The organism is Hymenobacter plasmatis (assembly GCF_020711255.1).
Lineage (GTDB): Bacteria > Bacteroidota > Bacteroidia > Cytophagales > Hymenobacteraceae > Hymenobacter.
Window position 1 is genome coordinate 35,183 of the sequence record NZ_JAJFAW010000003.1, and the last position, 22,566, is coordinate 57,748.

General features: G+C 60.9%; 18 protein-coding genes. 9 read left to right on the forward strand and 9 right to left on the reverse strand.

Going from position 1 to position 22,566, the window contains the following annotated elements; all coding sequences use genetic code 11:
• Positions 1-90: 90 nt before the first annotated feature.
• Complete coding sequence (locus LJ738_RS02650; RefSeq protein ID WP_227784773.1) at positions 91-1,488, reverse strand: hypothetical protein; 1,398 nt, start codon at positions 1,486-1,488, stop codon at positions 91-93.
• Between the two features lie 104 nt (positions 1,489-1,592).
• On the opposite strand from LJ738_RS02650, the gene LJ738_RS02655 reads away from it, so the two are divergent.
• Entirely contained in the window at positions 1,593-4,265 is a 2,673-nt protein-coding gene (locus LJ738_RS02655; protein ID WP_227784774.1) for a TonB-dependent receptor, read from the forward strand.
• 149 nt (positions 4,266-4,414) lie between these two features.
• Here the strand turns inward: LJ738_RS02655 and LJ738_RS02660 are convergent, their stop codons facing one another.
• The 4 genes from LJ738_RS02660 to xseA all read right to left on the reverse strand — a co-directional run bounded on the left by LJ738_RS02660 (position 4,415) and on the right by xseA (position 7,959).
• Positions 4,415-4,831 carry a response regulator gene (locus LJ738_RS02660; RefSeq protein ID WP_068197576.1) on the reverse strand — a complete coding sequence of 139 codons (417 nt, stop codon included), beginning with the start codon at positions 4,829-4,831 and terminating at the stop codon, positions 4,415-4,417.
• Positions 4,828-5,649: a sensor histidine kinase gene (locus tag LJ738_RS02665; RefSeq protein ID WP_227784775.1), complete on the reverse strand. Its 822-nt coding sequence runs from the start codon at positions 5,647-5,649 to the stop codon at positions 4,828-4,830. The genes LJ738_RS02660 and LJ738_RS02665 overlap by 4 nt, the downstream gene beginning before the upstream one ends.
• A gap of 586 nt (positions 5,650-6,235) precedes the next feature.
• Entirely contained in the window at positions 6,236-6,541 is a 306-nt protein-coding gene (gene xseB, locus LJ738_RS02670; RefSeq protein ID WP_227784776.1) for an exodeoxyribonuclease VII small subunit, read from the reverse strand.
• A gap of 35 nt (positions 6,542-6,576) precedes the next feature.
• Positions 6,577-7,959 (reverse strand): exodeoxyribonuclease VII large subunit, encoded by a 1,383-nt coding sequence (xseA, locus tag LJ738_RS02675; protein ID WP_227784777.1) that lies wholly within the window; start codon positions 7,957-7,959, stop codon positions 6,577-6,579.
• Positions 7,960-8,346: 387 nt separating this feature from the next.
• Here xseA and LJ738_RS02680 point away from each other — a divergent pair, with 387 nt between their 5' ends.
• From LJ738_RS02680 to LJ738_RS02705, 6 genes are all read left to right on the forward strand, one after another.
• Positions 8,347-10,422: a M13 family metallopeptidase gene (locus tag LJ738_RS02680; RefSeq protein WP_227784778.1), complete on the forward strand. Its 2,076-nt coding sequence runs from the start codon at positions 8,347-8,349 to the stop codon at positions 10,420-10,422.
• A gap of 164 nt (positions 10,423-10,586) precedes the next feature.
• A complete protein-coding gene (locus LJ738_RS02685; protein ID WP_227784779.1) occupies positions 10,587-12,683 on the forward strand; it encodes a M13 family metallopeptidase in 2,097 nt (698 codons plus the stop codon).
• 172 nt (positions 12,684-12,855) lie between these two features.
• Positions 12,856-14,946, forward strand: a complete 2,091-nt coding sequence (locus LJ738_RS02690; RefSeq protein ID WP_227784780.1) for a M13 family metallopeptidase — start codon at positions 12,856-12,858, stop codon at positions 14,944-14,946.
• A 177-nt stretch (positions 14,947-15,123) separates the two neighbouring features.
• Positions 15,124-15,519 carry a BLUF domain-containing protein gene (locus LJ738_RS02695; RefSeq protein ID WP_227784781.1) on the forward strand — a complete coding sequence of 132 codons (396 nt, stop codon included), beginning with the start codon at positions 15,124-15,126 and terminating at the stop codon, positions 15,517-15,519.
• Positions 15,520-15,809: 290 nt separating this feature from the next.
• Positions 15,810-16,466: an outer membrane beta-barrel protein gene (locus tag LJ738_RS02700; protein ID WP_227784782.1), complete on the forward strand. Its 657-nt coding sequence runs from the start codon at positions 15,810-15,812 to the stop codon at positions 16,464-16,466.
• A gap of 154 nt (positions 16,467-16,620) precedes the next feature.
• Complete coding sequence (locus tag LJ738_RS02705) at positions 16,621-17,043, forward strand: hypothetical protein (protein WP_227784783.1); 423 nt, start codon at positions 16,621-16,623, stop codon at positions 17,041-17,043.
• A gap of 76 nt (positions 17,044-17,119) precedes the next feature.
• Here the strand turns inward: LJ738_RS02705 and LJ738_RS02710 are convergent, their stop codons facing one another.
• Both LJ738_RS02710 and LJ738_RS02715 read right to left on the reverse strand, forming a co-directional pair.
• Positions 17,120-17,863: a peptidylprolyl isomerase gene (locus LJ738_RS02710; RefSeq protein ID WP_227784784.1), complete on the reverse strand. Its 744-nt coding sequence runs from the start codon at positions 17,861-17,863 to the stop codon at positions 17,120-17,122.
• Positions 17,864-17,993: 130 nt separating this feature from the next.
• Entirely contained in the window at positions 17,994-19,178 is a 1,185-nt protein-coding gene (locus LJ738_RS02715; protein WP_227784785.1) for a zinc dependent phospholipase C family protein, read from the reverse strand.
• A gap of 154 nt (positions 19,179-19,332) precedes the next feature.
• Between LJ738_RS02715 and LJ738_RS02720 the strand changes: the two genes are divergently transcribed.
• On the forward strand, positions 19,333-19,902 hold the full coding sequence (locus tag LJ738_RS02720; protein ID WP_227784786.1) for a hypothetical protein: 570 nt from the start codon (positions 19,333-19,335) through the stop codon (positions 19,900-19,902).
• Here LJ738_RS02720 and LJ738_RS02725 read toward each other — a convergent pair.
• A complete protein-coding gene (locus tag LJ738_RS02725; protein WP_227784787.1) occupies positions 19,899-20,453 on the reverse strand; it encodes a CinA family protein in 555 nt (184 codons plus the stop codon). The genes LJ738_RS02720 and LJ738_RS02725 overlap by 4 nt on opposite strands.
• Before the next feature lie 346 nt (positions 20,454-20,799).
• Complete coding sequence (locus tag LJ738_RS02730) at positions 20,800-22,098, reverse strand: metal-dependent hydrolase family protein (protein WP_227784788.1); 1,299 nt, start codon at positions 22,096-22,098, stop codon at positions 20,800-20,802.
• A gap of 70 nt (positions 22,099-22,168) precedes the next feature.
• On the opposite strand from LJ738_RS02730, the gene LJ738_RS02735 reads away from it, so the two are divergent.
• On the forward strand, positions 22,169-22,423 hold the full coding sequence (locus tag LJ738_RS02735) for an acyl-CoA-binding protein (RefSeq protein WP_227784789.1): 255 nt from the start codon (positions 22,169-22,171) through the stop codon (positions 22,421-22,423).
• Positions 22,424-22,566 lie beyond the last annotated feature (143 nt).

Here is a 22,566-nt window from a genome sequence, read left to right on the forward strand (position 1 = left end):
GGCTAACCAAAGGCGCATGAAGACGCTCACAGAAAGCCGGATTTTGCCCAGAAGTGGCGTGGCCTAGCAGTTGAGCTAACACAGCCGGCTCTACTGCGCGGTTTTGTTGCGCGCCCGAATTACGCGCAAGTCAAACACGCCCTTTTTCTCGTCTACCTTTTCGAGAGGGGCCTTGGCGGGGTCGGTGAAGTTGCGGGCAATTTCGACGTAGGAAGTGCGGCCAAAGGCTGGGATAAACGACACGCACCGGCCCGTGGCTTCCTGCAAGCAAAAGCTGGCTTCCCGTAGCTTGTCGGTGTAAGGAATGAATGCAAACTGGTGCTCGCCTAGCTCCGCGACTACGGCCCCGTTGAGCAGCACGCGCACCGCCCCCGGGAGGGCGCTGGCGCGGCGGTAGAGGCAAATGGTGGCTGTGTCGGCCGTGGCCACCGTGCCCGCATCGGCAAACGGCGACACCGCGCCCGTTACCATATTCAAGGTGAAGTCGCCGGGCTTGCCCGCGGTGGCCGCGGCCGCGATGGCGCCGCCCAGCGGGCCGCCCAGGTAGCCGGCCGTACTCACCGTGCCGGGGTCGGCTGCGGTGAAGCCCACAAAGCGAAACGAATTGCCCGCCCGCGTGAGCGGCAGGTAGTGCCGGTTGTGCAGGATGTAGAGCTGCTGGCCATCCGAAAAGCCCCATACTTTGCGCAGGGCGTCTTTGGGGGCGCCAGCCGCCAGCGCGGGCACCACTTCCTGGGTGCCTTCCCAGCCCTTGGCGGTGCGGGGCGTGGCTTCCACGCTCAGCGCGGGCTCGGTCACGGGCTGGTTGTTGCGGAAGGCCAGGAAAGTGGGGTAGTAGCCCTTGGGCCGCACCGAATCGGTGAGGATGGCGTACGTCAGCACCGGCGCCGGGGCGTGGCCCAACTGTTCGAGTTCGGCCTGGGTGCGCGCGGGTTGGGCTGGTAGCTTATCCCAATTGATGGACTCGCACTGCGCCAGGCAGCGCTGCAGAGCCAGGGCCAGATTGTTGGGGTGGTCGGCGGTGGTTTCGGTGCCCTTGCTTTCTACCCGCTCGGCGGCGCTGAGCACGTAGTGGTAGCCATCGGGCTGATGGGCGTACACGTCAACGGCCAAATCGAGGTGGGCCTTTTCCGAGAACACGGTTATTTCTTCTCCTAGCTGCAGCTCCCGCACCACCAGCGCAATGGGATGGTCGGTAGGGCGGGCCGGTGTCTGGCCTTGCAGCCAGGTAGTGAGGGCCTGGGCCACGCTGGGGCGCAGGTCGGCTTTTTGCGGAATGTTGGCCATTCCCCGGAGCACCGTGCCGATGCCGGCGCGGTTGGGGCGGGCATCCAATACCTGCTCCACATACACCGCTCGGGCCAGCAGATTCAGGCGCGCCTTACCCAATTCGACATAATACACCTGGGCGTGGCTGGTAGTAGGGAAGGCCATCAATAGCGTGGCCAGAATTAGATAGTAGAGGGGCAGAGGGCGGCTAATTTTCATTAGTCAAATATTGCATTTGTTCGCCCAATCCCAACGCCATGCTCGTCAGTAGTAAGGCTGTATATTTGTTGTCCCCGGACTGTGCCGGGACTCTTTTATTAGGTATGAAGCACTTTTTTACTGTACTTTTTGCTGTTCTGCTTACGCTGCCGGCCGTGGCCCAGAGCACGTTTTCCATCCGGGGGCGGGTGCTCGATAAAGTGACCGGCGAAACCCTGCCCGGCGCCACCGTGCAAGTAACCGGCAATGGCCAGAACACCGGCGGTGGGGCCGACACCGATGGGGCTTACAAAATTCCCGGCTTGGCTGCTGGCTCCTACACCGTGCAGGCCAGCTTTGTGGGGTATAAGCCGTCGACCCAGGTGGTAAAAATCACGACGCAAAGCGTGGTGGTTTCGTTTGCCCTGGCTTCTGATAATGCCAGCCTGGGCGAGGTGCAGGTGGTGGCCTCCCAGGCCCAGGAGCGCCAAACGCCGGTGGCCTTTTCGGCCGTGAACGAAGTGAAGCTGCGCGAGACCCTCTCGAACCGCGACCTGCCGATGATTCTCAACGAGACGCCCGGCGTGTACGCCACCCAGAGCGGGGGCGGCACCGGCGACTCCCGCATCAACGTGCGCGGTTTCGACCAGCGCAACGTGGCCGTGCTCATCAACGGCGTGCCCGTGAACGACATGGAAAACGGCAACGTGTTCTGGTCCAACTGGGACCTTGGCGACGTGACCAAATCCTTGCAGGTGCAGCGGGGGCTGTCGGCTTCCAAGATTGCCGTGCCCTCGGTGGGCGGCACCATCAACGTGCTCACCAAAGGCTTCGACGACAAGCGCTCGGTGCTGGCCCGCCTCGAAACCGGCTCAAACAATTACCGCAAAGCCTCGCTGCTGCTCAGCTCCGGCCAGCTCAAGGGCGACTGGGCCTTCACTTTCTACGGCTCGCGCCGCACCTCCGACGGCTGGGTCGACAAGACGTTTGACGACGCCTGGACGTATTTCGGCACCGTCAGCAAGCGCGCCGGCAAGCATAGCTTGTCGCTCACGGGCCTGGGCTCGCCGCAGCAGCATGGGCAGCGCTCTTTTCCGAGCTTCGTAAGCACGTATTCCTACGCCAAGGCCCGCGAAATCGGCGTTAGCGAAGGCCGGCTGGACAAAAACGGCGACCGCGGCTTTCAGTACAATCCGTATTGGGGCACGCTCGACCGCTACACGCTGGACGGAAATGGCCAGAAAATCAGCCACGGCCAGGAGGTCCTCAACGAGCGCACCAACTTCTACCACAAGCCCCAGATTAATTTCAACGACATGTGGCAGGTGAACGAAAAGCTGTTTATATCCACGGTGCTGTACGCCTCTTATGGTACCGGCGGCGGCTCCAGCACGCTCACCGGCACTTCCACCACCAACACGGTGGTGGACCCCAACACCGGGCAGACCGATTTTCAGAAGATTTACGACAACAACTACCGCGCCGTGGGCACCGACGGCCAGCGCAAGTCGTCCGAGATTCTCGTCAATGCCGTGAACAGCCACCGCTGGTACGGCTCTGTAATAGGCGCCGACTACCTGATTAACGACAAGTTCACGCTGTCGGCGGGCCTTGACGGCCGCAACTACACCGGCCTGCACTACCGCGAAGTGCGCGACCTGCTCGGGGGCGACTACACCGTGGCGGCCAGCGGCGGGCGCAACCTGAACACCGACGCCAGCACCCGCCTGCACGTCGGCGACAAATTGGGCTACAATTACGACGGCAAAACCCAGTGGGTGGGCGGCTACTCGCAGCTCGAGTACAAGACGCCGCTGCTGTCGGCCGTGGTCAGCGGCACGCTCTCGCGGGTGTCGTACAAGCGCATCGACTACTTCCAGAAGCAACAGGCCGATGGCAGCCCGGTGGAAACCGACTGGACGCGGTTCAACGGCTACAGCGTGAAGGCCGGCGCCAACTACAACCTCACCGAGCACGACAACATCTTCGCCAATATTGGCTACAACAGCAAGGTGCCATTCTTCAACCTGCTCTACAACAACTCCGGCCGCAAGTACGACAACGTGAAGCCTGAAGGCATTTCGAGCGCCGAAATCGGCTACGGCATCAGCTACCCCACCCTGAAAGTGACCCTTAACGCGTACTACACGCTGTGGGCTAATAAGACGACGACCTCCTTTTCTACGGCCACCGGCGACGCCATCTACAGCAACGTGCGCAACGTGAATGCCCGCCACACCGGCGTGGAGCTGAGCGTGGCCCAGGAAATCAGCCGCCGGCTTCAGCTCAACTCCGCCATCTCGCTCGGCGACTGGCGCTGGACGGGCAAGGGCTTGCTGAACCAGACCTTCGAAGACGGCTCGCCCGCCACCAGCGAAGTCGACGTGCCCGTGTACCTCGACGGCGTGCACGTGGGCGACGCCGCCCAAAACCAGTTCCAGATTGGGCTGCGCTACGAGCCGTTCCGCGGCGCCTACATCCGTCCCTCTTACCTGATTTTCACGAAGTACTACGCCGCCTTCAACCCGGAAACTATCCGCGACCAGGCCACCAGCACCGACTCCTACCGCCTGCCCACGTCGCGCAACCTGGACATTCACATGGGCTACGATTTCAAGCCCCTGATTAACGAAAAAGTCCGCTTTGGCGTGAAAGCCTCCGTGCTCAACGTGCTCAACGAGTTCTACTTCACCGACGTGTCGAACCGCGCCGCTTCCAACACCGGCAGCCTCGACCTGTTGCAAGCTTTCTTCAACCGCGGCCGCACCTTCACCGTGGGACTTTCGGCCACCCTGTAGGGTTAAGAATACGAAACAACCCTTCTCTTAATAATAAGCCCCGCTTTCTGCTAGCCAGAAAGCGGGGCTTATTATTAAGAGAAGGGTTGTAGGAGGGAAGAAGAGAAAGGCCGCAGCAATTTTTCGCCACTCAGTTACTCAGTCACTCCCTAGTCTCTTTTGCCAGCGGCCGCGGCGGCAAGCACGGCGCTGCGCATTTCTTCGGGCGAGGTGTTTTTCACCAGGTAGCTGTGGGCACCCTCGGCCAGCACGGTGCTCACCAGCGACGGGTCGTCGTGCATGGAAATGATGACCACCCGCACCGCCGGGAACTGGGTGCGCAGCAGCCGGGTGGTTTGCAGGCCGTCAAGGATGGGCATTTGCATGTCCATCAGCACCACGTTGGGGCTGCTGCCCTGGTCCAGGAGCTCGAGCAGCTCCTGGCCATTGCCGGCTTCGCACACCACTTCGATGCCCGCGTAGCCGCTCAGCAACGCCCGGAGGCCCTTGCGAAACAGGATATGGTCGTCGACGATGGCCAGCCGCACGGGGACCGCACCGGCCGCGGGAGCGTTGTTGAAGGTCATGAGTTTAAAGTAAAAGTGGGGCTGGGCGTGCCGGCTGGCAGTAGCGTAACCGGTAAAACAGCCTCGACGCGGGTACCCACGCCGGGCTCAGAATGATAGTGAAGCTGGCCGCCGAGCACGGCCACGCGGCTGCGCAGGTTGATAAGGCCCATGCCCACGGGCTGGCCGTGGGGGCCGGGCGGGGGCAGCTCCTCCAGGGCGGCCAAATCAAAGCCCTGGCCGTCGTCGGAGTAGGTGAGGGTGAGCAGGCCGGGCACCGCGGCCACGCGCAGCAAAATGTGCGAGGCATCGGCGTGCACCAGCCCATTGGTGAGCAGCTCCTGGGCTATGCGGTACACCATCAGCTCGTGGGGCGGGATGAGCCGCCCCAGGGGGCCTTCCTGCTCCAGGCGCACTTCGGGGCCGCTTTCGGTGGGCACGGCCTGCACCAGGGCCCGCAGCGCCTGGGCCAGGCCCAACTGCTGGAGCGTGGCCGGCTGCAGGTTGCGCGAGATGCGACGCACCTCTGCCACGGCCTGGTCTATCAGTGCGCTGGCTTCGGGCGCGGGCGGGCTGCCCGGGGCAAACAGGTGCAGCTTGGCCAGGGCCAGGATGGTGCCCACGCCATCGTGGAGTTCCCCCGCTATGCGTTGGCGTTCGTCTTCCTGAGCTACCAGTGCCGCTGCCAGCGCCTGTTGTTGGGCGGCTTCCTGCATCTGGGCCAGCTCTTGCTGTTGCCGCATCTGCGCTCGCTGGTAGCGCACCACAAACCACACCAGCCCAAGCACCAGCAAGAGCAATGTAGGAGTGAGTAGCAGCAAGGGTAAAAAGTCCGTCACGTAAAGGCTCCCAACGCGTGGGTAGCACAAAAGAAGATTAAAACAACCTATTAGCGCAGCGGCAAAGGGCCAGGGGAAGCCGTGTAGCGCACGTACGACGGTTCAGGTTACAAATTGATTTGAAAATGGAGTCTGTTTTTTCGTCGCATCTGTATACAGAGCAGCTAGTTAGAGTCTATGTTTGAACGGCATGCTCAATGCTTAAAAAGAGGTCAGTGCGCGCAATTTCTGGCTTCGAAGCTCGTATTTCCAGTGATTTAGCGCGTAAAAAAGCCAATGTTAGGAAAAAGTTAAACGTCAAGCCGCCTACATCCATAAACAGGTGCCGCCAGACTGACTGGCTATTGTCGTTGGTGATAGTGTCGTAGCTAAAGGAGCTGATGGTCACGGCCGAGTAGAGCAGCTGGCCCGTGCTTACCAGCCACGCCGGGTCCTTCAGCGGCGAAACGAGTACTTTTTAACCGTTCACGCTATTGGGCTTACTGCAAAAACTGCTGAAAAAAATGTAAGAAAAAAGGGTTTGTATTGGATGTGCAAGACGAAGGTACTGCCGTTTTTAAAAAATAATATTTCAGCTTAGGAATACTTACCAGCCCCGGCCCGGGCCGCCCGCCAGGTCGTCGTGCTCGTCCTCGTCCTCTTCCTCTGGTTCTTCGTCGTCGGCTTCCTCATCGTCTTCTTCGTCAGGCAGCTCGTCGGCTTCATCTTCCTCATCGAGGGTATCGAATACGCGGTCGAGCGATGCTTCGGCGTGGCGCAGCTTGTGGCGGCAGAGCCGAATCAGCTCCGCGGAACGTTCGACGCGGGCGGTGAGGTCGTCCACGTCCACTGCATCGGTTTCAAGGGCGCGGAGGATGGTTTCCAGTTCCTCGATGGCTTCGCGGTAGGTCATGTTTCAGTCAATAGTTATCAGTGAGCGGTGAGTAGTTAGCGATTATCAGTTGTTGGTTTGGCGGGCGTCTGGTTCACTGTTAACCGTTCACTAATAACTGTTAACTGACACAGGCGCAGCTCGGCGCGGTGCAAGTGCCGCTCCAGGGCCAGCTGCAGCCGGAAGCGCCGCCGCAATACGTCTTCGCGCCGCCGCCGGTGGTGGCGGATAAAGCGCCCAAGCAGCGCCCGCCCGCGCTGGCGCAGGCCGCGCTGCTCCCGGGCCAGGGCGCGGCGCGCGGCCCGCGGGAGCTGATGCCGGAACCGGACCAGGTGCTGGCCCAGCTGCCGCAGCTGCTCGCGCGGGCCCTGGGCAGCCTGGCGGGCGCGCTGGTGCAGGGCGTCGCGAGCGGCGTCTACCTGCCGGTGGGCGGCGAAGCGGCTGCGGCCACTGAGCTGGTCGAGGCGGGCGTGGCGCTGGCTGAGCTGCCGCCGGGCCAGCGCAATCACCTGCTCGCCGTACCCGAGCAGCGCCGCTTCGAGGCGGGCCAGGCGCTCGACCAGGAAGGCAGCTACAGCCGTGGGGGTTTTGAGGGAACGGTGGGCGGTGAGGTCCACCAGGGCTTCGTCGCGCTCGTGCCCAATGCCGGTGAGCACGGGCAGGGGAAACGCGCCCACGGCAGCGGCCAGGCCATATTCATCAAAGGCCAGCAAATCGGTGCGGCTGCCCCCGCCGCGGATAAGCACCACGGCATCGAACTGGCTGCGGCGGGCGCGCACGCCATCCAGCGCAGCCCGAATGCTGGCCGGGGCCTCGTCGCCCTGCATCATGGCCGGAAATAGGGTGACGGCAAAGTCAAAAGGCGCTTCGTCCAGCTGCTGCACAAAATCCTGGAAGCCCGCCGCTGTGGGCGATGAAATTACCGCCAGTCGCTGCGGGGCCAGCGGCAGCGTGAGCAGCTTCTGGCGCTCCAGCAGGCCTTTTTCTTCCAGCAGCCGCAGGGTACGCATCCGCAGCAAAGCCAGCTCGCCCACGGTATAGCTGGGGTCGATGGCCACCACGTCGAGGCTCAGGCCATATTGCTCGTGAAAGCGCACCTGCACCCGCAGCAGCAGCTTCAGGCCGGGGCGCAGGGGCTGGCCGGTGTGCCGCTCAAATGCCGGGGCCAGCTGCTGATAGCGCTGGCTCCAGAGCGTGGCGCGGGCTTGGGCCTTCACGGGCACGCCGCGGCTGTCGGTGGTTTGCTCGGTGAGCGTGAGGTAGCAATGCGCGCCCGCAAACCGGGGCACGGTAATCTCGGCTACTTCGGCCACTACCCAGTACGAATCGGCGAGCTGCTGCTGCAGCGCCTGGCGCACCCGCCCGAGCAAGTCGGCCAGGCCCAGTGGGGCCGGAGGCAGAATGGGTGGGAGCTCGGGGCGACGGTTGTAAAGCGGCATTGGCGCAAGTTACGGGGGATATGCGCACCTAAGCGAACAGTAGCAATGCCATGGAGTACCCATACTCCCATCCTTAGTAAGGAGGGGACGCTCAACTGCCCAGTTGAGCTGGGGTGGTTGAGCCGTTGCACGATGGGCGAACGACTGGCGCTTACTTCGTTCGTGTATCGTTCAACGATTGCAACCACCCCCGTCCGAGCCTGCGGCTCGAACATCCCCTCCTTAGCAAGGAGGGGAGTTGTTGTTATTATTCCAATCAAGTAGCTGATAAACTGGGTTTAACCTTTGGCTCAACCCTGTGCTAATATTTAATATTGAGCTGCAACTATGATGAATGTGACGTGTCTGTAACTTCACGGCATCATTTCCCAACCCAACATTTACTTCATGATTTCAACCTCTATTCAACGGCGGCTTAGCCTTGCCTTACTCGGCTTGGGCGGTTTAGCTGCCACCGTTGCGGCCGGCCCGCCCACCACCAAACCGGCGCCAACGCCGCCCCAGAAAGGTGTCGGCATCAACATCGCCAACATCGACCCTTCGGTAAAGCCTTGCGAGGACTTCTTCCACTACGCCTCGGGCAACTGGATGAAAAACAATCCCATTCCGGCTTCCGAAACCCGCTGGGGCTCCTTGAATGAGCTGACCGCCCACAACCAAGCCGCGCTGCGCCTTATCCTGAACGATGCCGCCAAGAATGCCGCCAAAGCGGCCAAGGGGACGAATGCCCAAAAAGTGGGCGACTTCTACGCCTCGGCCATGGACTCAGCCGCTATCGAAGCCGCTGGGCTAAAGTACCTGCAGCCGCACCTGAACCGCATTGCGGCCATCAAGGACTTGGGCGAGATGCAGCGTTTTCTGGCCGACCCCAAGGCGCCGGCCGGCAACGTGTGGTTTGGCGCCGGTGTGGGCCAGGATGATAAAATAAGCAGCCAGTACGCCGTGCAGCTGCGCCAGGGTGGCCTCTCGCTGCCCGACCGTGACAACTACCTGAAGGACGATGCCCGCTCGAAAGCCATTCGCGCGGCCTACGATACGTATCTGGTGAACACCTTCAAGATGCTCGGCGACGATGCTGCCACGGCCAAGGCCAATGCCACCGCCGTGCAGCGCATCGAAACGCGCTTGGCCAAAGCCAGCAAGGGCCGCGTGGAACTGCGCGACCCCTACGCCAACTACAACAAGATGACGGTGGCCGAAGCCAACGCCGCTTATCCGAATCTTGCTCTGCCGCTTTCACTGAAGGGCAATGACCTGGGCGCTGCCAAAGAGGTAATCGTGGGCCAGCCCGATTTCTTGAAAGAGGTGAACACCATGCTTAAGGAGGAGCCCATTGCTGACCAGAAGCAGTACCTGCGCTGGCACCTGGTAACCAGCCTCACAGCCGCCCTGCCCCAGGCCTTCGGCGACGAATCCTTCCGCTTCTCGCAAGTGGTGAGTGGTGCCAAGCAGCAGCAGCCCCGCTGGAAGCGCGCGCTGAGCTCGACGGACCGCACCCTGGGCTTTGCTTTCGGCCAGCTTTACGTCGACAAGGCCTTCTCGCCAGCTGCCAAGGCTCGCGCCAAGCAGATGATTGAGAACCTGCGCGTGGCTTATGCCGAGCGCATCAAGGCCACGGACTGGATGAGCGCCGGCACCAAGGCCGAAGCCCTCAAGAAGCTGAACGCCTTCACCGTGAAAATCGGCTACCCCGACAAGTGGAAGGATTATTCGGGCCTGAACATCAGCCGCGAATCGTACCTCAACAACCTGCTGGCCGCCCGCGAGTGGGCTACGAAGGACCAATCCAGCCACTTTGGCAAGCCAATAGACCGCACCGAGTGGGGCATGACCCCGCCCACGGTGAACGCCTACTATAGCCCGGCGAAGAACGAGATTGTGTTCCCAGCTGGTATTTTGCAGCCGCCCTTCTTCGACCCCAAAGCCGATGATGCGGTGAACTACGGCGGCATCGGTGCCGTGATTGGCCACGAAATGACCCACGGCTTCGATGACCAGGGCCGGCAGTATGACGCCCAGGGCAACCTGAAGGACTGGTGGACGAAAGAAGACGCGGAGAAATTCAACGCCAAAGCCGACGCCGTGGGCAAGCAGTACGACGCCTTTATGCCGCTCGACTCGGTGCACGTAAACGGCAAGCTCACCATGGGCGAAAACCTCGCTGACTTGGGTGGCCTCACCATTGCCTACCAGGCATTCGAGAAGACCCCTCAGGCCAAGGCCCAGGCCAAAATTGACGGCTTCACGCCCGAGCAGCGCTTCTTCCTGGCATTTGGCCAGGTATGGCGGACCAACATCCGGCCCGAAGCCGTGCGCCAGCAAGTGCAGACCGACCCGCACTCGCCAGCTCAATTCCGCACCAATGGCCCGCTGATGAACATGCCCGAGTTCTACAAAGCCTTCGGCTGCCAGGACGGCAACAAAATGATGCGCGCCGCGGCCGACCGTTCTAAAATATGGTAAGCCCCGCCAGCACCTAATACCCAAGCAAAAAGGAAGAATACTGGATTTTAGCTCAATTGCTAATCTAGTGTTCTTCCTTTTTCTTTTTTGAATTTTTACAACGTCGAAACGCCGTTGTATCTTGCAGTTCGTAACGTTTTGCCCTTTTCCTTCTTAATCCCATTATGCATCAATTCTCTTTTGTGCGGCGTGCGGCCCTTTCGGCCGCAGTGCTGGGCTTGGTAGCCGGCACGGCCCAGGCCCAAACCAAGATTAAAACCAAGTCCAGCGCGGGCAAGGAAAAAGTAACGGTTTCCACCACTGGCCAATCGGGAGTGGGCATCACGCTCGCCAACCTCGACCGTACGGTAGAGCCCTGCGACGACTTCTACCGGTTTGCCAACGGCAACTGGATGAAGAACAACCCCATTCCCGCGTCTGAAACCGGCTGGGGCGGGTTCAACCAGCTTCGTAACCGCAACCGCGACGTGGCCCGGGGCATTCTGGAGAAAGTAGCCGCCGACCGCACCGCCAAGCCCGGCTCGAATTCGCAGAAAGTGGGCGACTTCTACGCCGCTGCCATGGACAGCATGGCCGTGGAGCGCGCGGGCCTGAAGTACCTGCAGCCCCGTCTGGATAAGATTAGCGCCATCCAAGACGTGGCTGGCATTCAGCGATACTTGGCCGACCCCAAAAACTACGGCAAAGGCTGGTATGGCCTCAGCGTAGGGCAGGACCCCAAGAACAGCAGCGTGTATGCCGTGCAGATGCGGCAGGGCGGCCTGACGCTGGCCGACCGCGACTATTACCTGAAGGACGACGCCCGCTCGAAAGCCATTCGCGCGGCCTACCGTACCTACCAAATCAACACATTCAAGCTGCTGGGCGATGACCAGACCACGGCCGAGAAAAACGCGGATGCCGTGACGCGTATCGAGACGCGCATGGCCAAAGCCAGCCGCGACCGGGTGGCACTCCGCGACCGCGACAAGAACTACAACAAAATGACCGTGGCCCAGGTGGCCACCGAATTCCCCAACCTCGACATTCCGCAACGCTTAAAAGAAAGCGGCTTGAGCGGAGCCAAGGAAATCATTGTGGGCCAGCCCGACTACTTGAAGGAGGCCAATGCCATGATTAAGGAGGAGCCCGTGGCCGACCAGAAGCAGTACCTGCGCTGGCACCTGGTGGAAGGCGTGACGGCGGCCTTGCCAAAGGCCTTTGTGGACGAGGACTTCCGCTTCACGCAAGTGCTGACCGGTGCCAAGCAGCCACAGGCTCGCTGGAAGCGTGCCTTTGCGGCCACCGACGGTGCTCTGGGCGAAGCATTCGGCCAGTTGTACGTGGATCAGGATTTTAGCCCGGCCGCTAAAGCCCGTGCGAAGCAAATGGTGGAAAACATGCGCGTGGCCTACGCCGAGCGCATTATGGCCACGGAGTGGATGAGCGCGGCCACCAAGGCCGAAGCCCTCAAGAAGCTCAACGCCTTCGTGGTGAAGATTGGCTACCCCGACAAGTGGAAGGACTACTCCAAGCTGACCATCAGCCGCGAAAGCGCCCTGAATAACTTGTTTGCAGTGGCAGAGTTCAACACCAACGACAACCTGAGCAAATACGGCCAGCCCGTCGACCGCAGCGTGTGGGGCATGACCCCGCCCACGGTGAACGCCTACTACAATGCTAGCTTGAACGAGATTGTGTTCCCGGCCGGCATTTTGCAGCCCCCGTTCTACGACCCCAAGGCGGACGACGCGGTGAACTACGGCGGCATCGGCGCCGTGATTGGCCACGAAATGACCCACGGCTTCGACGACCAGGGCCGCAAGGTGGACTCGCAGGGCAACCTGCGCGACTGGTGGACCAAGGAAGACGGCGAGAAGTTCATGGCCAAAGCCGATGTGGTGGGCAAGCAGTACGACGCCTTCACGCCCCTGGACTCGGTGCATGTCAACGGCAAGCTGACCATGGGCGAAAACCTGGCCGACCTCGGCGGTTTGACCATTGCTTACGCGGCCTTCATGAAAACTCCCCAGGCCAAAGCCGGTAAAACCATCGATGGTTTCACGCCCGAGCAGCGCTTCTTCCTGAGCTGGGCGCAAATCTGGCGCATCAACCAGCGCCCCGAAACCACCCGCCAGCTGGTGCAAACTGACCCGCACTCGCCTGGTCAGTTCCGCACCATTGGGCCGCTGCAGAACTTCCCAGAGTTCCACAAGGCCTTCGGCTGCAAGGACGGCGACAAAATGGTGCGTCCTGCCACAACCCGCGCCAAAATCTGGTAAGCGTGCCGCTTCCTGAGTAGCCCAAAACAGACAGGAGGACTGCGAAATAGCCAGCTGGTTATTCCGCAGTCCTCCTGTCTGTTTTGGCCTCTGCCGCGGTCCAGCCGCAATGCCATACTTTGCTGGAAATTGTTTCCCACTCCGTTTTTACTTCACCCCGTTTTTACTTTTCATGAAGCATCACTATCTCGCTCGGTACGCGGCCCTTTCGGCTGCCGTGCTGGGGCTGGCGGCCAGCTCGGCTCAGGCCCAAACCAAGATTAAAACCAAGTCCAGCAGCGCTGGCAAGCAGAAGACCACCGTGCCGGCCCCCACTAGCTCGGGCTTTGCGCTGGCCGATATGGACCGCTCGGTGTCGCCCTGCGACAACTTCGTGCAGTTCGCCTCGGGCTCTTGGTTGAAGAAAACATCCATCCCGGCCGCTGAATCGAGCTGGGGGACGCTCAGCATACTGTACAATGGCAACCAGGATATCCTGCGCCGCATTGTGGACAAAGCAGCCGCCGACCGCACGGCCAAGCCGGGCTCGAACCTGCAAAAAGTGGGCGACTTCTACGCCGCCGCCATGGACAGCATGGCCATTGAAAAAGCCGGCCTTAAGTACCTGCAGCCCCGGCTGGACAGAATTAATGCCATTCAGGACCTGGCCGGTATCCAAGCGTACCTGGCCGACCCCCGGGTAACGGCCAAGGGTTGGTACAACTTCGGCGTGGGTCAGGACAGCAAGAATAGCAGCGTCTATGCCGTGCAGCTGCGCCAAGGCGGCCTGGGCTTGCCCGACCGCGACAATTATACCAAGGACGATGCCCGGTCCAAGGCCCTGCGCGCCGCCTACCAGCAGTACCAGGTGAACGTGTTCAAGCTGCTCGGCGACGACCAGGCCACGGCCGAGAAAAACGCGGCGGCCATTTTTCGCCTCGAAGCCCGCTTGGCCAAAGCCAGCCGGGAGCGTCTCGCCCTGCGCGACGCCGAGAAAAACTACAACAAGATGACCGTGGACCAAGCCGCGGCCGATTTCCCCAACCTCAACCTGCCCTTGCGCTTAAAGCAAGCCGGCCTGGACGGAGCCAAGGAAATCATTGTGGGCCAGCCCGAGTTTCTGAAGGAGGTGAGCGCCATGCTGAAAGAGGAGCCCCTGGCCGACCAGAAGCAGTACCTGCGCTGGCGGCTCGTTTCGTCCGCTACGGCGGCTCTGCCCAAGGCGTACGGCGACGAAGCCTTCCGCTACACCCAGGTCCAGACCGGCGCCAAGCAGCGGCAGCCCCGCTGGAAGCGCGCCCTGGCCGCCACCGATGGCACCCTGGGCGAAGCCTTTGGCCAGCTGTATGTGGACGAAGCTTTTTCGCCCGCTGCCAAAGCCCGCGTCAAGCAAATGATTGAAAACATGCGCGTGGCCTACGCCGAGCGCATTATGGCCACGGAGTGGATGAGCGCGGCCACCAAGGCCGAGGCGCTGAAGAAACTTAATGCCTTTACCGTGAAAATCGGCTACCCCGACAAATGGAAGGACTACTCCAAGCTGACCATCAGCCGCGAAAGCGCCCTCAACAACGCGTTTGCTGCTTCGGAGTGGGCTGTTAAAGACAACTACAGCAAATTTGGCCAGTCGGTTGACCGCACCGAGTGGGGCATGACCCCGCCCACGGTGAACGCCTACTACAACCCGCCGATGAACGAGATTGTGTTCCCCGCGGGCATTCTGCAGCCGCCGCTCTTCGACCCCAAAGCCGACGACGCGGTAAACTACGGCGCCATCGGTTCCGTGATTGGCCACGAAATGACCCACGGCTTCGACGACCAGGGCCGCAAGGTGGACTCGCAGGGCAACCTGCGCGACTGGTGGACCAAAGAGGACGGCGATAAATTCGTAACCAAGGCCGACGTAGTAGGCAAGCAGTTCGATGCTTTCGTGGTGGACTCGGTGCACGTGAATGGCAAGCTGACCATGGGCGAGAACCTGGCTGACCTCGGCGGCCTCACCATTGCCTACGCGGCTTTCATGAAGACGCCCCAGGCCAAGGCCGGCAAAACCATCGACGGCTTCACGCCCGAGCAGCGCTTCTTCATCGGTTGGGCCCAAGTATGGCGCTCGGTTCAGCGCCCTGAAGCCGCGCGCCAGCAAGTGCAGACCGACCCGCATGCCCCAGACCAGTTTCGAATCAACGGCCCGTTGCAGAACATGCCCGAGTTCCAAAAGGCCTTCGGCTGCAAGGACGGCGACAAGATGGTGCGCTCCGGTGCCGCCCGCGCCAAAATTTGGTAAGCTATTTGTGTGGTGTAAATTGAATCAAGAGTGAGAAATTGTTCTCCCTCCTGATAGAAGAAGGCCCGCTTCCGTTGGAAGCGGGCCTTTTTATTGGCAAATGGTGCCAAATACCGTTCTGGTTGTGCTTTTCGACCGGAATATTTAGCTTTGGCGGGAATACCTCTATTGCCCGGCATGCATTACCTCGTCTATACCAGCACGGCCAGTCTTCCGCTTACCGAAGCAGAATTGGGCCGGTTGCTGGTTCGGTGGCGCGTAAATAATGCCCGCTGGGGCGTGACCGGGGTGCTGCTCTACAGCGAGGGCCACATTATGCAAGTGCTGGAAGGGGATGCCGAAACGGTGCACGCCCTGTTTGGCACCATCGAAACAGATATTCGACACCGGGGAGTAACCAAACTGGCCGACGGGCCCGTGCCGGAACGCGCCTTTGCCGACTGGTCGATGCGGTTTCGGACCATGGACTCGGCCGATTACAACCGCTTTGTGCACCGCATGAAAGCAGCTCCAAATCACGCCAGCAGCTTAGCCCCGCTGCTGGAAGTGTTTATGGACCTTGAGGCTTCGTAGCTAACCCAATGAGTTGCTTTGGCGGGGCATTCCGTTGGGCTAAACAGAACCGTAAGGGTACTCCGGATTGGGCTGAAAAGTGGCACCTCAGCTGCTGCCGCGTTCTGGTAAGCGTGGCTCCTGGATGCAGCAATTGCAGCTAATTGAGCCAACTGCAACAGCACAGGGCTGCACCTTGATAATGGGCCGCCAGTAGAGGGCGGGTAGTTTTTCTACTGATGCAACGATTTGCTGCGCCAGAGATTCTTCTATTAGTAGTTGCCTATACTTCACATTTACTCTACTAGCTAATGCCAACTTCTCGATTTGCCTTCTGTGGGCTTTTGCTAAGCGTGTCCCTCATGGGCCGTGCCCAAAATGCGGACCTTGAGCCCAAGCCGGCGTATCGGCTGTATGGGGATTTAGCGGCCTACAGCAGTTATTTCCTGCCGCTAGGCAACCATTCGGGCACCGGGTTTGGCTTGCCCTTGCAGGCCACGTTGGGCTACCAATTGCGCCCCCGGCTGGCGGTGCAGGTAGGAGTTGCGTACCGCGCCGCCTCGGGCAATAGTGAGGGAACCATCTTGTACAACGGTAGCTCCCGGGCCTATGCCAACGATTACCGCAACACGAACTTGTCGGTGTCGGTCCTGGGCCGCTACACCCTCACGCGCAACCCGGCCCACCGGCTGCAGTTCGACGTGTTGGGCGGCATGACACTGGAGCGCCACACGTTCCGGGGCACCGGGTTTTACCCCGACTACGACCAGCCCACCGGCTCCGTGGAATTCGACCGAAGCTCGAGCAACAACCGCTACCTGCTCACCGCCGGCGCCAGCGTGCGCTACCAGCTCAGCCCGCGCTTCGAACTGCTGTACACTAGCACCGTGAACACCGACATCCGCAGCTTTCAGCAATTGACCACTTCCTCGGCCCTGGGCCTGCGTTACCACTTCGGCCGCCGCTAAGCAGGCTGCGCGATAAACGACTTAGAAAACCGGGGCCTTACTTTTACTACGCCGAATTAGTTGAGCTGTTTTAAACACCTTTGCGCTGCAGCCGGTTACTGCCAATAACTACCATCCAACCCATAGCTGGTATTTTCTTTGTTGCTTTGGCGTAATGCTTGAAACTTCTGAATACGCCTCGCGCTCCATCATCCACCGGCCAGATTTGGGTGTTCTGATTGTGCGCTGGCATCACGATGCTGAACTGGCTGTTTTGCAAGCCGATTACCAGGCCATGCTCGCGATGGCCGAACAGTTTGGCTGCGCCCGCTGGCTGCTCGACGTACGCCGCCGCGAAGGCGCCGACCCGGCCATGAGCGCCTGGGCCAGCACGGTATTCTATCCCGAAGCAGCGACGCGGCTGCTGCCCCAGCGGCTGCATTTGGCCGTGCTCACTTCCACGTACATTGTCGACCGATTCATCAACGACCCGGAGCAGAAAGAATACGTCGACTACATGATGGCGCCCGAGCGGGCTTTCATCACCCGCATGTTTGCCGACGAAGGCGAGGCCACCCGCTGGCTGAGCGCTAACTAACGAAGTATATTGTCTATACAAAAAAGGCCTGTTCCGCTACGGAACAGGCCTTTTTTGTGACGGCTAAGCTGGGGCTTTATTTCAATACTTCTACTTTGATGGGAATGTCGGTAACGGGCCACTTATCCGATTCCACGGGTTCGTTAGCGATTTTATCCACTACGTCCTGGCCCTCGATTACTTCGCCAAATACGGTGTACTGGCCGTCGAGCGAGGGCACGCCACCCACGGTGGCGTAGGCTTTTACCTGGGCCGGGGTGAGCTTGCGGCCGGCCATGGCCTGCGACTGGTTGGGCGCGAGCTTTTCGCCCACCACAAAGTAGAAGTCGGTGTTCGACGACAGGCGGCCGGGGTTCTTTTCATCGTCGTAGCGGGCCATGCCCAGGGCGCCTTTCTTGTGGAAGTGCTCGGGCCGGATTTCGGGGGGCAGGCGGTAGCGCTTCAGCCGGATGGTGCGGGCGCCGTAGGTCTGGCCGCCCTGCACGGCAAAGTCCTTCACCACGCGGTTGAACATGGTTTCGTCGAACACGCCCTTGCGGGCCAGCAGCAGGAAATTGGCCTTGTGAATGGGCGTGTCGTCGTACAGCTTCACCCGGATGTTGCCCAGGCGCGTCTTTATCATCACTTCGGAGCCGGGGTACTGGCGGCCGTAGGCCAGCAGGGCAGCGGGCGCGGTGCTGTCGGTGAGGGTGGCCAGGTCGGGGCCGGGCACGACGGGCGCCTTCTTGGTGGGCTCGGTGGCAGGCGGCGCCTGGTTGCAGGCTGCCAGCCCGATGAGCAGCGCCAGCCCCACGGGCAAGCAAAAGCGAGGAAGAAGCATACGAAGCACGAGTAAGCCCGATGGCCCGGGCAAGAAAGATAACGCCACTCGCCGGGCACGGTTACGCTATGGCACACAAAAGCCCCCGCAGCGCTGCAGGGGCTTTTTGTGGAACTGGAAAGGGGAGGGCTTACTGCGGGCCCTCGGCCTTCTGCTTGATTTTTTCGGTGCCGTCCTTGCCTTTGACTTTTACCTTGATTTTGTCGGCCGAAACCGGAACGGTGTCGGGCGAAGCGGGCACGGGGGCTGCTTCTGCGGCAGGGGCGGGCGCTTGGCCCATGTCCTTGGCCGGCTTGATTTCGTCGACTACTTCCACCTTTTTGGCCTTTTGCTGGGCCAGCAGCAGCTGGTCCTGGCCGAGGGTGTTCTTCTTCCAGGCGGTGAGCTCGGTGGCGAGCTTTTCCTTTTCTTCCTTGGTGAGCTTGGGCGGGTGCATCAGCTCGTTGAGGTTGGGCTTGCCGCCGTCTTCCCACGCGGTGAGCCAGAGCGACGACACCATGTTCGGGGCGCCTTTGAGGCGAAAATCCACCATGCCGCCCACTTCCTTCTCGTAGGCATCGGCAAAGGCATCGGAGTAGCGCCGCGTGGTTTTGCCGTAGCGGTGCGAGAACGTGAAGCGAACGTCGGGCTTCATGGTTTTCTCAATCTTGGTGGCCCGGTCAAAGGTTTCGCCCAGGAAGCCGTAGCTCTGCTGCAGCACGCCCCAGATGGCATCGAGCGGGTTCTTGACGTACTTGGCGGGCTCGCCGTTCAGCTTGTAGTCGGCGATGAACCGCTCGGGCAGCTGGCTTTCCCAGAGGCTGTGCAGGCCCTTTTGGTCGGTGAGCTGGCCGTCGTAGTTGATGGTGGTATGCAGCGGCACAAAGGCGTCGCCCACGTAGTGGCTCAACTCGGCCGAGTACTTGATGATGGCCAGCGTGTCGCGCTGCCGGAAGGCTTCGGTGAGGTTGTTCTTGGTTTCCAGCACCACCCACGGCACGGTGCCGTACTTCTTGAGCGTATCGGCCGAGAATTTCTCCACCGCTTTGTCATACTGCTTGGGCACTTTGCCGAAGGGGTTTTCCTCGGAGTAGTGGTCCATATCGATGAAGTGCTTGGGCGCTTCGGTGGGGTCGTCGTTGCGGCGCTCATCGGGCGCGGTGCTTTGGCGCACCAGCTCGGCCATGTGCCGGTAGTAGAAGGCCTGCATGGCCGCGGGCAGCTCGTACACCGCCACCTGCGTAATGGTGCGGTGGCCGAAGAAACCCCAGGCGCCGGCGGTGCCGTGGGCAAGCATGAGGGCCGCAAGCAGCAGCGGCAAAAGGGTTTTTTTCATGGAAAATAAAAGATTACCGGGCTAGGGGGACTGGCCCTGCCCAAAGTTCGGTAATTGCCGTCATATTCACCGGGCGCGCACTTTGTTGGGTCGGCTACAGGCCCGCAGGCCAGGTAGATTCTCCCAAACAGTAGCCGCCGGCTAAGGATTCGCCATGAAAGCTGCCCGCTTCTTTTTCTCGCTTCTGTTGCTGCTGGCCCGGCCAGCTTTAGCCCAACTGCACCCCATACCACCGGGAGCCTACCGCACCGCCGAGGCCTACCACCGGCGCCTGCCCCAGCCGGCCGGCACCAACGCCTTTTACCCCGACAAACGCGGCCTGCTGGTGGTAGAAGTGCAGCAGGGCGCCAGTACTCAGAAGGTGCGCATGGCGCCCGACAGCGTGTGGGGCTATGTGTCTGGCAAGGGCCGCACTTTCCGGTTCTTCCGAGGCGAAGAATACCAGCTTCTGTACGCCGATACGCTCTGCGTGTACGCCGACACTATTGGGCTGGCAAAAGGCGCGCAGCCACTTAGCGCGCCCCGCTACTTCTTCAGCCGCGGCCTCAAGGGGCTGGTTTTTCCACTCACGGTGCATTATCTGCGCGAGATGTACGAGGCTAGCAACCCCACCTTTGTGGCCGCTCTGGGCCAGTTGCGTTTCGACCAAAGCCTCTCCGACTTCGACCGCAAAACGGGGCTGTACCGAGTCACGACCCTCTACCGCCAGGCGGCCGTGCACTAATTTGAGCGCACCGCGGCTTGGTCGGCCAGGTGTTTTTTGCTGGGCTGTGTGGCGCCGGCCATGGCCTGCCGCCGGGCCAGCAGGTCGGCCAGCTTGTCGTAAATAAAGTTGGCGGCCTGCTCGCGCAGCTTGTCGGCGTTGCCCTCAAATTGCTCGCGGTATTCGTAGGCATGGCCTTCCACCAGAATGGTGAAGAACATGGTGCCCACCGGCTTATCGGGCGTTTCCGAAGCGCCCGGGCCGCACAGGCCGGTCACGGCCACGCACACATCGGCGTTGGGCAGGGCGCGGTGCAGGCCCAGCGCCATTTCGTTGGTCGTTTGCTGGCTTTCGGCCGAATACGTGGCCAGCGTTTCTTTCTTCACGCCCAGCAGCTTCTGCTTGGCTTCGATGTGGTACGTGACCACCGAGCCCAGCAGCACCTCGCTCACGCCCGTGGCTGGCGCCAATTGGGCTGCCACCAGCCCACAAGTGCAGCTCTCGGCCAGGGCCAGCGTCAACTTATGTTGTAAAAATTGTAATACGAGGGCGTTTATATCCGGCTTTTTCATAAATGGAATAGGGAGAGCTAAGCCGCTGCATACGCCACTGCCCACCAGTCAGGTTGCGGTTGAGCTTACTTAAAGGACCGTGGCTGTTGCAGAACTGCCCAAGTGCACGCATCGCCGAGCAACAGAACGGGGCATTCGGGGCTTGTTCGAGCAATTGATGACCCAATAAACAGGTGGTGAATACCCGTTTAGGGAGTTCTGCAACAGCCACGACCGTTCTATAGTGCTTTTTAATGAAGAATGAAGAATAGGGAATTGAGCCATTGTGGCCGAACTTCCTCATTCCTCATTCCTCATTCCTCATTCCTCATTCCTCATTCCTCATTCCTCATTCTCAAGCGAAGCGTTATTCCTGCCGGTACGTCACGCCGGCTTTCATCACAAAAGTGGGCCGCATCATGGCCGAGATGTCTTGCAGCGGGTCGCCGTTGAGGGCCACGATATCGGCAAACTTGCCCACTTCCAGGGTGCCCAGGTTCGTGGTTTCGCCCAGGAGCTCGGCAGCGCTCACCGTGGCTGCCCGAATGGCCTCAATGGCCGGCATGCCCGCGCCGGTCATGTAGCCAAATTCCAGGGCGTTCACGCCGTGGCGATACACACCGGCGTCGGTGCCGAACGCAATTTTCACCCCGGCTTTGTAGGCACGCCCAAAGCTGGCCTGCAGCATGGGCCCAATGGCCAGGGCCTTGGGCTGAATGGCGGCCGGAAAGTAGCCCGCCACGCGGGCCGAGTCGGCTACCGATTTGCCGGCAATGATGGTGGGCACGTACCAGGTGCCTTTCTGCTTCATTAGCTTGCGGCCTTCGTCGTCCATGAGGGTGCCATGCTCGATGCTGGTGACGCCCGCCCGCACAGCCCGCTTGATGCCTTCGGCCCCGTGGGCGTGGCAGGCCACCTTCATGCCGAGGTCGCGCGCAGTTTCCACCACGGCCCGGATTTCCTCCTCGGAATACTGCGGGCCGCTGCCGTCCTTGCTCAGGTCGAGCACGCCGCCGGTGCTGGCAATTTTGATGACGTCGGCCCCGCGCTTGAACTGCTCGCGCACGGCCTGGCGGCACTGGTCGGGGCCGTTGGCGATGTTGGCGGGCTGCCCAATTTTGTCCATCAGGTCGCGGCTCAGGCCGTCGGCGTCGTCCATATGGCCGCCGGTGGCGGAAATCGCCGCGCCCGCTGTGAATATGCGCGGCCCCACCACCTGGCCCTTGTTGATGGCGTTGCGCAGGGAGATGTTCACGCCGTCGTCGCCGCCCATGTCGCGCACGGTGGTGAAGCCGGCGCGCAGCGTGAGCTGGGCGTCGCCCATGGCCCGGTAGGCGTAGTCGGCCGGGTTCATCGTGAACTGGTTCATGTTGCTGCCCTTGCCGGGGTGCGAGAGCACGTGCACGTGGCAGTCGATGAGGCCGGGCAGCACGGTGCGGTTTTCGAGGTTGATGACCTTGTCTTGCGGGCCCGTGCCGGCCGTGTAGCCGCCCTGCACGGCCACGATGCGGTCTTTTTCTACCACAATCGTTTGCTGGCTCAGCAGCTTGCCGCTGCGCACATCCAGCAGGTGGCCACAGTGCAGATAAGTTTTTTGAGCGAAAGCAGCCGGTGCCAGTAAGAGGAAGGCGGCCGTAGCGCCTGCATGAATAGATTTGCGCGTCATACGTTTGTCTTAGTGAGCTGCCAAGGTACAACGGCGCTCAGCACTTAAAACACGCTTTTTCACCCTTCCCATGACCACGCAAGAAGAATTTGAAGCCGCCAGCCAACGCGCCCAGCAATTGCCCTCCAAACCCTCCAACATGGTGCTGCTGCAGCTCTACGGCCTCTACAAGCAAGCCACCGAAGGCGACGTATCCGGCGACCGCCCCGGCGGGTTCGACTTCAAAGCCATGGCCAAGTACGATGCCTGGGCTAGCCTGCGCGGCACGAGCAAAGACGCCGCCCGCCAGCAGTATGTTGAGCTGGTGAGCGAGCTGGCGGGGTAACCAGTGTGAAGGAACCGATGTGAAAACAAGCTGCTAGTAGAGCATCATGTTGAGCTGAAGTTTGTCTACTGCATAAGTAATCCAATCGTCTGTCATGCTGACGAAGGAAGCATCTTATCAGGTGAGCACAATTCGTTGAGCTG